Here is an 11,910-nt window from a genome sequence, read left to right on the forward strand (position 1 = left end):
CATTTTCCTCCTTGCTGACCACGCATAATCTCGTGTTCTATTAGTAATATAGCAAGAGTTATTAGCCATGTCAAGGTTTGAGTGCTAATTTGTTTTACCGCATGGAATCACATATCTTTTACGTTCATTGCAATAACTCTTCCAGCACTTTTCTCACCGCTGCCGGGTCTGCCTTGCCCTTCAGCGCTCTCATGGTCTGACCCATCAGAGCCCCAAAGGCTTTTTCTTTTCCGGCTTTATAGTCATCCACAGCCTGAGGATTATCGGAGATCACTTTCTCCGCAGCCGCTCTGAGGGCATCTTCATCATTCACTGTCTTTAAGGAATGTTCCTCTACGTACTGCACCGGATCTACATCTTCAGCAAAGATTTTTTCAAACACTTTCTTCCCGACGGAACTGCTGATGCTGCCCTGGTCGATCAGTTCGATCAGCCCCGCCAGATGGGCAGGCGACAGTTTCAGATCCTCCGCCTGTGTCCCGCTCTCTTTCATAAGCCGGAACAATTCGCCCATGATCCAGTTTGCCGTCTGTTTGGGTCTGCCGCAGATCTTCACGGTCTCTTCAAACAGGTCTGCCAGTTTCTTTGATTCTGTAATGATCTCCGCGTCATACCGGGGGATCTCATATTCTCTCTGATATCTCTCTATTTTTTCCGGTCGCATCTCCGGCTGACGGGATCTGACTTCCTCGATCCAGCTGTCGCTGATGACCACCGGGATCAGATCCGGATCCGGGAAATACCGGTAATCTTTGGCATCCTCCTTGGATCTCATGGCGTAGGACTGTTCCTTGTTCTCATCCCACCGCCGGGTCTCCTGGGTGACGGCCTTTCCCTCCTCCAGCAGTTCGATCTGCCGCTCTCTCTCCCCCTCGATGGCGTGGGTGATCGCCTTGAAGGAGTTCAGATTCTTCATCTCCGTCCTGATTCCCAGGATGTCCGTTCCCGCTTCTCTGACTGACAGGTTCACATCCGCCCGCATGGATCCTTCCTGCAGTTTGCAGTCCGAAATCCCCAGATACTGCGCGGTCATGCGCAGCTTCTCAAGATACGCGATGACTTCCTTAGCGGAATGCATATCCGGTTCTGATACGATCTCGATCAGCGGCACCCCGCTCCGGTTGTAATCCACAAGGGACGTGTCGTCCCATTCATCGTGGATCAGCTTTCCCGCATCCTCTTCCATATGCATCTCGTGGATGCGCACTCTCTTCGTCCCGCCTGCCGTCTCGATCTCTACATACCCGTTTCTTGCGATGGGCAGATAAAGCTGGGAGATCTGGTAATTCTGCGGATTGTCCGGATAGAAATAATTCTTCCGGTCAAACCGGCACATGCGCGTGATCTCACAGTTGGCAGCCAGCCCCATCGCCAGGGCGTATTCCACGACCTGCCGGTTGAGTACCGGAAGGGCCCCCGGCATTCCCGTGCACACCGGGCACGTATGAGCGTTGGGTTCTCCTCCGAACTCGGTACTGCAGCCACAGAAGATCTTCGTCTTTGTCGCCAGCTCAATATGGACCTCCAGTCCGATAACTGTCTCGTATTGTTTTGCCATGCTTAAAACGCCCCCTTTCCGTCAGAAAAGGCTGTCTGCGCCTCTTTAGGTATCTCTGCCTGTTTTTCAAACATTTTTTCTGTGGCGCATTCAAAGGTATAGGCTGCTCTGAGCAGTGTCTTTTCTCCGAACACATTTCCGATCAGCTGCATGCCGATCGGCAGGCCTTTGCTGTCTCTTCCCGCCGGCACGCTGATTCCGGGAAGTCCCGCAAGATTCACAGAAATCGTATAGATATCCGCCAGGTACATTTTCAGCGGATCGCTCAGGCTCCTCCCCAGTTCCGGCGCCGTAGAAGGAGCCGCCGGACCCAGGATCAGGTCATAGGATTCAAACGCCCGGTCAAACGCCTGCTTGATCAGGGCCTTTGTTCTGAGTGCTTTCAGGTAATACGCATCGTAATAGCCTGAACTCAGAACGAAAGAACCGAGCATGATCCTCCGTTTTACTTCTTCTCCGAATCCCTCGGAACGGGTCTTTTTATACATATTGTGAAGGCCTTCATAGTCCGCTGCGCGATAGCCGTATTTTACCCCGTCAAACCGGCTCAGGTTCGAGCTGGCCTCCGCGGACGCGATCGTATAGTAAGCCGGGACCGCGTATTTTACCAGTCCCAGATCAAATGTCTCCACGACAGCGCCCTGATCTTTCAGCACTTCTGCCGCCTTCATGAGCGCATCCCGTACTTCCGGGTCAAGCCCTTCTCCCATATAGTCCTGCGGGATTCCGATCCTCATCCCCCTGATATCCTGCGTCAGGCTGTCTGTAAAATGATAGTCGTCTCTTCTTACGGAAGTGCTGTCCTTTTGGTCATACGATGCCAGCACCTCCAGAAATGCCGCGCAGTCAGACACATCTTTCGTTATGGGACCGATCTGATCCAGGGACGAACCGTAAGCCACCAGCCCGTATCTGGAAACCGTCCCGTAGGTCGGTTTCAGTCCCACCACGCCGCAGTGGGAACTGGGCTGTCGGATGGAACCACCGGTATCGGAACCCAGCGCCCCGAAGCATTCTCCCGCCGCCACTGCCGCGCAGGAGCCCCCGGAAGAACCGCCCGGCACATGTTTTGTATTATGGGGGTTCCTTGTCGGGCCAAAGTAAGAGGTCTCCGTTGTGCTCCCCATGGCAAATTCATCCATATTTGTCTTTCCAATGATGATCATCCCGGCATCCTGTATGTTCTTCACAGCCTCTGCTGTATAAGCCGGCCGGAAGCCTTCCAGTATCCTGGATGCGCATGTCGTCGGCATCCCTTCCGTGCAAAGGTTATCCTTCACTGCCGCCGGGACCCCGGCCAGAGGGCCGGTAAGCTCTCCCGCGCGGATCCGGCTCTGTACCTGTTCCGCCTGTTTATACGCCCGTTCTTCATCGATCATAATATAACTGTGGATCACCGGCTCCGCTTCTTTTATGCGGTTGATCACTGCTTCCACCCCATCTTTCACCGTGATCTCGCCGGATTTTATCTTTCTGCTCAGCTCAAGGGCTGTCAGTTCTAACAATTCCACTGCCGCCACCGCCTTTCCCGGATTCTGTCCGTTCATTTGTTTTATTTTTCCGATGCTGCTTTTCTGTTCTTTCCTCTATCCGATGGTCCGGGGCACCTCGAAACAGTCGCCCTTTTTCTGAGGCGCATTAGCAAGCGTTTCTGCTCTTCCGTCTGCGTTTCTCACTTCATCTTCCCGGAACACATTGCTGACCGGGAAAATATGTGTCATAGGCTCCACCTGCGAAGTATCCAGTTCATTCAGTATGTCGATATAGTCCAGCATCTTCTCCATATCCGCTTTTGCAGTTTCTTTCTCCTGCGCTGTCAGTTCCAGCTTAGCCAGGATCCCCACATATTCGATCATTTCATCTGTTATTCTCTCTGCCATAACTGCCCTCCTTACCTCTGCCTCTCTGTCAGGGTTCCAGCCTGCTCATATCTCTTGGGAACAAGGTCGCTTCCCGTACATTGTCTTCTCCCGTCAGCTTCATCGTCAGACGCTCCAGTCCGATTCCCAGCCCTCCGTGAGGCGGCATCCCGTACTTGAAAGCGCTCAGATACTGTTCCATGCCTTCTTCCGTCATCCCCCGTTTTTCCATTTTTCCCAGAAGGCTGTGGTAATCGTGGATCCGCTGGCCTCCTGTAGTGATCTCCATGCCCCGGAACAGAAGGTCAAAGCTTAACGTATATGTGGGATCTTCCGGATCGTCCATTGCGTAGAAAGGACGCTTTTTTGAAGGATAATGGGTCACAAACACAAAATCCGCATCCCATTTTTCTTTTGCGTAACGGCTGATCAGTGTTTCCTCTTCCGGTTCCAGATCATAAGGGCTTCTGATCTTCCTTCCATAGGCTTCCGATACTGCCCGCTTGATCTCATCAAATCTTACTGCCGGGATCTCATCCGTCTTCGGTAGTTCAATTTCCAGGATCCGAAGTTCTTCGCCGTACTCTCTCTTAAGAAGTTCCATGCTGTACTGGAGATACCCCGTCTCCATTGCCATAATGTCTTCAAACCCGTCAATATAGCCCATCTCAAAATCCAGGCTCGTATATTCATTCAGATGACGTTTTGTATTATGCTTCTCTGCCCGGAACACCGGCGCCGTCTCAAATACACGGTCAAAAACGCCCACCATCATCTGCTTGTAGAACTGAGGACTCTGCTGGAGCACCGCCGGTCTGTGAAAGTAGTCCAGACGGAACAAGTTGGCTCCGCCCTCCGCGCTCTTGGCCCCGATCTTTGGAGTATGGATCTCTGTAAAACCTTCCATGTACAGAAAATCACGGAACCCCCGCACAAGCCCCTCCTGAATCCGAAATCTTGCCCGTTCCCGGATATTCCTGAGAGAAATAGCACGGTAATTCAGTTTGGCCTCCAGGGAAGTGTTCAGTTTCCATTTGGATACTGCCAGCGGCATAGGCGCTTCAGGCTGGCTCAGTATCCGAATTCCCCGCAATCGGATTTCAATCCCCCGGGGCGCTTTCGCTGACTCCGCAACCGTGCCTGACACTTCTATGGCAGCACCTTCTTTGATGTCTTTTAAGTCAAATCCTGACATGTCTTTTTCATACACACACTGCAGCAGTCCGCCGCGTTTACGAAGAATAATGAATGCTATATTCCCCATGTCGCGGATTGTATGCACGGCTCCACTGACTTTGACCTGTTTTCCCCGCACTGTTTCTTCGAGAAGTTCATCAAGTTCCAAAGTTTCTGCTCTTTTTACTCCTTTTACCAGTTCCATTTTTCTTTCTCCTTTCAGATCCAGCATCCCGGAACAGAAAAAATCCCGGGATACATCAGTATCCCGGGACGGAAATTATCAAGATAAAATCCGCGGTACCACCCGCATTGAACCTCGCACCAGGACTCGACCTGCGCTGCCGCTTGCTCTCGTCAAGTGCACTTTTTAAGGAAGTCCCGTTCGCTAACCTCAAGCTGCGCTTCCGCTTGCTCTCGCTAATCTCACGGAACAACCTCGCACTAGGACTCGACCTGCACTGCCGCTTGCTCTCGTCAAGTGCTTTCGGTTCCTCTCTTTGCATGTAACGTATGCTTTTCCGTACCGCCCTACTATTAGTTCAGACAGTCAGCTCCCAAGTGTTCCCACAGTCTTCTCCGCTGTCCGGCGCTCTCAGTCGGTGACGCCTCCTTCCTGTCAGTTTCTGAAGACCGGAGTCTTGTTCATTGCCTTTTCCATTTTAACACTTTAGTCTGTTAAAAATATGTTTCATATATTATCACCATGATATTCATTTTGCAAGAACTTTTTTCACCTTGGATTGTATTTTTTTGAATACACATATCTTTTTTTATATTTTTCTTGTCTGACAATTGGTTTTTTATACTAATATCTTCTGTTAATTTTTAACCTGTCCCTGCATTCCCCGAACTGTCTCCAGAGCCTTATCCAACTGATTATCTGCCTCAGGATCATTCTCATTATATTCATATTCTACTTCTATATCCGGCTCTACACCAGTCCCATTGATGCTCCGCCCGTTTGGAGTATAGTACTCCGCAATCGTAAGTTTCAGGCAGCTGCCGTCTCCCAGATCAATAATCTGCTGAACGACTCCTTTACCGTAAGTCGTCGTTCCTACAATCATCCCGGTGCCATAATCCTGCACCGCAGCGCTGAATATTTCCGCGGCGCTGGCGCTGTATTCATTCACAAGTACTGCCAGTGGCTTTGTAAATTCATTTTCACCGTCACAGGTAATTTCCTCTGTATTACCGTATTTATCTTTTGTAGATACGATCGTGCCTTCCGGAAGCAGGAGCTTTAACATGTCTGTCACCGTGGTCAGATTTCCTCCCGGGTTTCCCCGCAGATCGATCACCAGGCCTTCCATGCCCTGTGCTTCCAGCTCATTCAGCGCAGTCTCGAACTGTTCGTAAGTGACGTCGTCAAATTCACTGACAGCAATATATCCGGTCTGTTCATCTTTCATCTCATAATAGACCGTCTGGGTTTCGATATCATCACGGGTGGCAGTCAGCTCCAGTTCTTCCCCCTCTCTGAGCACATGAAGGACTACATCCGTACCTTTCTCTCCCTTTACCCAGGAAGCCACCGTGCTCAGATCTTCGCCCGAAGTCGTTTTACCGTCTACCTGAGAAATGATATCTCCATCCTTCAACCCTGCCTTTTCCGCCGGTGAATCCTCATATACATTGACAACCACGACTTCGCCGCTGCCCGCGTTTTTAGACATAAGTGCCCCAATCCCCGAGAATACCCCACTGGTCGATTCTTCCAGAGTTTTTGTCTCTTCTTCGTCATAATACTCTGTATAAGGGTCGCCCAGCGCAGTGGCATACCCGGAATAAATACCGTCGATCAGAGCGTCCTCATCAATTTCATCCTCATAAAGATAATAGTCTTCGATCAGCCCGTTGATCTGATCCAGTTTCTCCTCTACATCCGTCTCAGATATCCCGTCCGACGCAAAACTGTTTCCAAATATATGTTCAAAAAGATACGTTCCTCCTTTGATACCTGCGAATGCAAAAAGCGTCGCGGCCACTCCCGCCAGAACACCCGGCCAGAATTTGGGGCCGCTCTTTGGATTCCTTGCGCTTTCCATTAAATTCCTGCCACTCTTTTCTGCTTCTGTACTTTTGCTCTCTGAATTTTCCGATATTGTCTGTTCTGTTTTCCAGTCCATAAACATCACTCCTCACGATTTTTTACAACCCTGCAAGCGTCTTATTCCCCGGATCATCCTCAAAACTGCAAGAAAGACAAAGTGGAACACTTCTTCCACTTTGTCCTCCCTTGTCTTATCCAGCTCTGTTACTGCAGGCTGGTATATATCACAGATACGTGTCCGGATTCACTGGAACTCCATTCAGTTCTACCTGAAAGTGCAAATGATTTCCAGTTGAATATCCGGTAGTCCCTACTGCGCCGATCTGCTGTCCTTTCTCCACATACTGACCGGCAGTAACACACAGAGCACTGTGGTGCATATACTTTGTCACGAGTCCGTTCCCATGGTCAATAACCACCCAGTTCCCTGCGCTGTAACTCCACCCCGCTATGATCACTGTACCTGCCGCTGCCGCGTAGGTCGGCGTTCCTGCCGGGGCCGCATAATCATTCCCGTTATGGGGCGTCGGATCAAAAGAACGGACCTCGCCGAAATAGCTGGACTGATATGTATATCCCGGGCAGGGATGGGTAAAATACCCGTTCCCGCTGACTACGATCCCGCCGCCCTGTATGTAGCTGGTCCCGCCGCTTTCCTGCTGGACTCTCGCCTCTTCTGCCGCCTTCTGCTGCAGTTCCTCAAGAAGACTCGCATTTTCATCAATCTGCGACTGGATATCCGCAAGTTCAGCCTCATTGCTGTCGATCAGCGTCTGAACTTCTTCCTGCTGTGTGATCAGTTCAGTCTGGAGCGTATCCAGTTCCTCATACTCTGACTGGATCTGCTCCTCCTTCTCCTCTACCTCCTGGACAGTCTCCTGATACTTGATCAGTTCATTCCTGTCATATTCGGAAATCTGAGAAACATACTCCGCTTTGTTGAGAAAATCGCCCATATTTTTACTTTCCATGAGCACTTCAACAAGCTGATTCCCACCACTCTCATACATGTATTTTATGCGGACTTTCATGCTCTCATACTGGTTGTTCGCGTCGATCTTTGCCTGAGCGAGCTCATTCTCGACTTCTTCCACTTCTGCTTTCTTGTCTTCCAGCTTGGCCTCTGTATCTTTTATGTCCGCCAGAATACTGTCCAGCTGCCCTGCCAAAGTGTCCTGTTCAGCCTCGGCCGCGTTTTTCTGTTCCTCCAGATCGTCCGCCTTCTGCTGAGCGTCACTGATGTCCTCGCTGGTAGTAGCGCTTACATTACAAGCCAGCCCTAATATCATTGTCAGAGTCAGGAAGAGCCCCGCCAGTTTTCTCATTCGTCTTTTCATAAAAGCGCCTCCTAAACTTTCAGGTGCTTCCGCACGGTAAAGAAACTTCCAAGGAAACCAATTCCGATTCCCATGATCAGACCAACCGGGAGAAGTATCTGGTAAACTGTCGTCACCGGCAGGAAATCGATAATATTCTGCAGGATACTGAACTTCTCCATAATGTACTGCACAGCCTTGTCGTAAAGGAAAAACAGCAGTACAAGAGGGATCGCCGCGCCAAAAATACCAATAATAAGACCTTCGATCACAAACGGAGACCGGACAACAAAATCCTTGGCTCCGATATATTTCATAATCGCGATCTCTTCCTTCCGGACCGTGATACCCATAGTAACCGTATTACTGATCAAGAAAATAGATACTCCGAACAGAATGATTATGATCGCGATGGACACCACTGCTACCAGTGTATTTACACTCGAAAGTGTATTGGCAACCACATCAGATCTGTTGACCTCACGGACACCGTCCAGCCCCTGGGCAAACTCTACAAGATCGCTCTGGGTCTCTGAAAGTGAACGGCTCCGTGACAGCAGGTTTCCGCTGTCTTCCGAAGTCTTCATGTATACTTCATAATTATCCGAACTTGCCAGCGGATTATCATTCTTAAACCCTTCTGCCAGCTCCGGATTATCCCCGAAATACTGCTCCTGGAACTCGTCCCATGCCTGTTCTGCCGAGACATATCTCACCTCTGAAACATCATCCCGGGATTCGAGTGCCTCTCCGATCGCATCCTTCTGGGCATCTGTGGCGTCCTCATCAAAAAATACCGTGATCGCGACACCTTCTTCTGCCGTTCGAATGATATACTGGAAATTAACGATTATTGAAAAAAATAGACCAAACAGGAAGATACAAGCAGACATCGTCGCAATGGATGCGAGTGAAAACATCTTGTTCCTCCAGATATTCTTGATACCCTGTTTTCCTACGTATCCTAATGTACTAATCCTCATCTATATACCCACCTTTTTGTTCATCACTGACGATCACGCCCTGTTTCATGGTAATCACGCGCTCGTTCATCTCGTTCACGATCTCCTGGTTATGCGTCACGACAAGAACTGTTGTCCCACGCTCGTTTGCCTCCTTCAAGATACTCATGATTTCCCATGAGTTTGTCGGATCCAGATTTCCAGTCGGCTCGTCGCACAACAAAATGGCAGGCTCATTCACAAGTGCCCTCGCGATCGCGACTCGCTGCTGTTCTCCTCCGGAAAGTTCCCTTGGGAATGACTTATATTTCTGAGCAAGTCCAACTAAAGAAAGGGCTGCTGGCACTTTCTTTTTGATGATCCTTGTCGGCGTCTCTGTCACGCGCAGGGCAAATGCGATATTCTCATATATATTTCTGTCTTTCAGAAGACGGAAATCCTGGAATACAACTCCAAGTCCTCTTCTGTACCGCGCAATGTGGCGGTGTCTCATCCGATTCAGATTCTGACCGTTGACTATGATCGTACCCTCTGTCGGATTCAGTTCTTTCATGATCAGACGGATCAGTGTTGATTTACCCGAACCGCTGTCCCCGACGATGAACACGAACTCTCCCCGTTCAATCTTCACGGAGACCCCGTTAAGGGCGGCGTTTCCTTTGGTGTACTCCTTCGTCACGTTCCTTAACTCAATCATATGTTCCTCCTACTAATTACCTATACTCCTGCGTATTTTCAGATATCTGGTCCTGCACGCTCCCGTTTCCGCTCTTTGCGTGCAAGCACGCGCGGCGATCCCGTCCGCTCACGGCTTTCGCCCTGCACGCTCGATTTCGGCTATGCCTCCATCTCGCTTGGGCTGAGCGCCCGATATCACGCTCCCGTTTCCGCTCTTTGCGTGCAAGCACGCGCGGCGGTCCCGTCCGCGTGATGCAGGGCTTGTCAGATATCAATATTCCAGCGACTCCATGTACTTCATGTATTTCGTTACCATCAACGCGATCTTGAATGTAATGGCATCCTCAAACACACGAAGATCAAGTCCTGTACTTTTCTGAAGCTTATCCAGACGATATACAAGAGTATTTCTGTGAATATAAAGCTGTCTGGACGTTTCTGATACATTGAGACTGTTCTCAAAGAATTTATTGATAGTCGTCAATGTCTCCTCATCAAAATCGTCCGGAGATTTCCCCTCGAAAATCTCTTTGATAAACATCTTGCACAGGGGGATCGGAAGCTGGTAGATCAGTCTTCCGATACCGAGAGTGGTAAACGCCACAATATCTTTTTCATCAAAGAAAATCTTCCCTACATCAAGAGCCATCTTTGCCTCTTTATATGACTTGGAGACTTCTTTGATGTCATTGACAATGGTGCCGTAGGCAATGCGGATCTGCTCCTCTTCGCTCTCGCTGTGGAGTGTTTCCAGCATCTCTCCCGCCATCTTCTCCAGCTCTTTGTTTCCGTCCTTCTCCGAGAGTTCCTTGACCACGATGATATTTTTCTCATCTACGGCAGTAATAAAGTCTTTTGACTTCCCGCCGAGCAGATTCCTCACGTTTTCAAGGGCGGCATTGTCCTTTTCGTGCGATGTTTCAATAATAAAGATAACACGTTTTACTTCTGTGTCAATATGTAATTTTTTCGCGCGATTATAAATATCCACCAGGAGCAGGTTGTCAAGAAGGAGATTTTTTATAAAATTGTCCTTGTCAAACCGCTCTTTATAAGCGATCAGAAGACTCTGGATCTGGAACACAGCGATCCTTCCCAGCATGTATGCGTCTTCGCTGTCCCCGTCGGCGAGAAGTACATATTCCAGCCTCTGTTCATCGAATATTTTAAAGAACTGACAGCCCTGGATCACCTGGCTGTCCGCCGGGGATTCTACAAAAGAAAGTACCGCTTCTGCCCGGTCCTGCTCATTCTCAAATGTAGCCGCCAGTTCCTTCCCTTCTGTGTCAAGCACACAGAAATCAACTCTTGAAATTCCCTTTAGCCCTTCGATCGTGTTTTGAAGTATCTGATTAGAAATCATGTTTTTTCCTCCACTCCTCCGATTTGTCCCATGTATAATTTTCACAAATTTTGAGCCAAAAAAATCCTCCCATTTGCATACTCAAATATTATATTAATGCAAAACAGCAAAAAAAGAAAGAGGAAATACACTTTTTTTATGCATTTCCTCAAATATTTTACAAAAATTTCACATTTTCATGCTTAGACATTGTTCACAAATCAAGCCTGGAGGCCCATATCGGGCGTTTTACTCTTCTTTCTGCTGCTTTTCTACTCTCCGCCGGAACATCGTTTTTAGGAAGAAATGTCGGATTTGGCCAAGAGGCATTCGTTCCTCCTGGCTTTTCTCAAACATAGAGCCACAGCCCAACCAAAGTTTTGCGTTAAGCAGAGTCCTGTTCCTTGTAATAAACTGTTCCTGATAAGGAGATGACAGAACAGATATTATACAATCTGTCTCCGTTCCATTGATATCGTTGATGATATTTTCTTCCGTGCTCCCGTCCGGATCCAGCAGGCCCCGGCCTGACAGACGCAGTCCCCGGTTATAGCCGGACGCTGCCGCACCGGCCCGTTCAAGTCTTTCCTCTGTGTCAGCCAGAAGGAAAATTCTCTTTTTGTTTTTCTGAAAATATTTCATCAACATCCTGAAAAAGGTCCTGTTAGCGGCTTCCTTTATCTGTACTCTGTCGTATACCTCTGCTGCCTCAAGTATTTCTGCCTCACCCGGAAGTACGATCTTTATCTCTTTTAACAGTTCCTTCCATTTCAGGTCATCTCTTCCGTTCATCAGGACATCCATGGACAGGATCTCTATGGTATCCACTGAGCCGTTCTCCATAAACTGCATTGCCTGAAGCATGGCTTCTTTCGCGCTGAGGCAGTCCATTTCGACTCCAAGGATATTTATCTTATCTGACATACCTATATCACCTACAGCCTCTGTGTATACTGGTACCTA

10 protein-coding genes are annotated in these 11,910 nt (G+C 49.0%); all 10 read right to left on the reverse strand.

From position 1 onward, the window contains the following. Positions 1-124: 124 nt before the first annotated feature. Positions 125-1,558, reverse strand: coding sequence for an Asp-tRNA(Asn)/Glu-tRNA(Gln) amidotransferase subunit GatB (gene gatB, locus BQ7367_RS01220; protein ID WP_072523800.1), 1,434 nt, complete (start codon positions 1,556-1,558; stop codon positions 125-127). Between the two features lie 2 nt (positions 1,559-1,560). Then, positions 1,561-3,105: an Asp-tRNA(Asn)/Glu-tRNA(Gln) amidotransferase subunit GatA gene (gene gatA / locus BQ7367_RS01225; protein WP_442855322.1), complete on the reverse strand. Its 1,545-nt coding sequence runs from the start codon at positions 3,103-3,105 to the stop codon at positions 1,561-1,563. Positions 3,106-3,144: 39 nt separating this feature from the next. Next, positions 3,145-3,438, reverse strand: a complete 294-nt coding sequence (gene gatC / locus BQ7367_RS01230) for an Asp-tRNA(Asn)/Glu-tRNA(Gln) amidotransferase subunit GatC (protein ID WP_072523801.1) — start codon at positions 3,436-3,438, stop codon at positions 3,145-3,147. Positions 3,439-3,466: 28 nt separating this feature from the next. Further along, positions 3,467-4,798: an aspartate--tRNA(Asn) ligase gene (gene aspS, locus BQ7367_RS01235; RefSeq protein WP_072523802.1), complete on the reverse strand. Its 1,332-nt coding sequence runs from the start codon at positions 4,796-4,798 to the stop codon at positions 3,467-3,469. Between the two features lie 616 nt (positions 4,799-5,414). Further along, positions 5,415-6,725 (reverse strand): S41 family peptidase, encoded by a 1,311-nt coding sequence (locus BQ7367_RS01245; RefSeq protein ID WP_235837514.1) that lies wholly within the window; start codon positions 6,723-6,725, stop codon positions 5,415-5,417. Between the two features lie 148 nt (positions 6,726-6,873). Then, the gene (locus BQ7367_RS01250) at positions 6,874-7,986 is read right to left on the reverse strand and encodes a murein hydrolase activator EnvC family protein (protein ID WP_072523804.1); all 1,113 of its coding nucleotides are present in this window, start codon (positions 7,984-7,986) and stop codon (positions 6,874-6,876) included. An 11-nt stretch (positions 7,987-7,997) separates the two neighbouring features. After that, the gene (gene ftsX / locus BQ7367_RS01255) at positions 7,998-8,948 is read right to left on the reverse strand and encodes a permease-like cell division protein FtsX (RefSeq protein ID WP_072523805.1); all 951 of its coding nucleotides are present in this window, start codon (positions 8,946-8,948) and stop codon (positions 7,998-8,000) included. After that, positions 8,938-9,624: a cell division ATP-binding protein FtsE gene (gene ftsE / locus BQ7367_RS01260; RefSeq protein ID WP_072523806.1), complete on the reverse strand. Its 687-nt coding sequence runs from the start codon at positions 9,622-9,624 to the stop codon at positions 8,938-8,940. The genes ftsX and ftsE overlap by 11 nt, the downstream gene beginning before the upstream one ends. Positions 9,625-9,876: 252 nt before the next feature. Next, complete coding sequence (locus tag BQ7367_RS01265) at positions 9,877-10,968, reverse strand: PucR family transcriptional regulator (protein WP_072523807.1); 1,092 nt, start codon at positions 10,966-10,968, stop codon at positions 9,877-9,879. A 228-nt stretch (positions 10,969-11,196) separates the two neighbouring features. Continuing rightward, positions 11,197-11,871, reverse strand: a complete 675-nt coding sequence (locus BQ7367_RS01270) for a WecB/TagA/CpsF family glycosyltransferase (protein WP_072523808.1) — start codon at positions 11,869-11,871, stop codon at positions 11,197-11,199. Between the last annotated feature and the right edge of the window lie 39 nt (positions 11,872-11,910).

It is taken from the genome of Clostridium sp. Marseille-P3244 (genome assembly GCF_900120155.1).
Taxonomy (GTDB): Bacteria; Bacillota; Clostridia; order Lachnospirales; family Lachnospiraceae; genus Mediterraneibacter.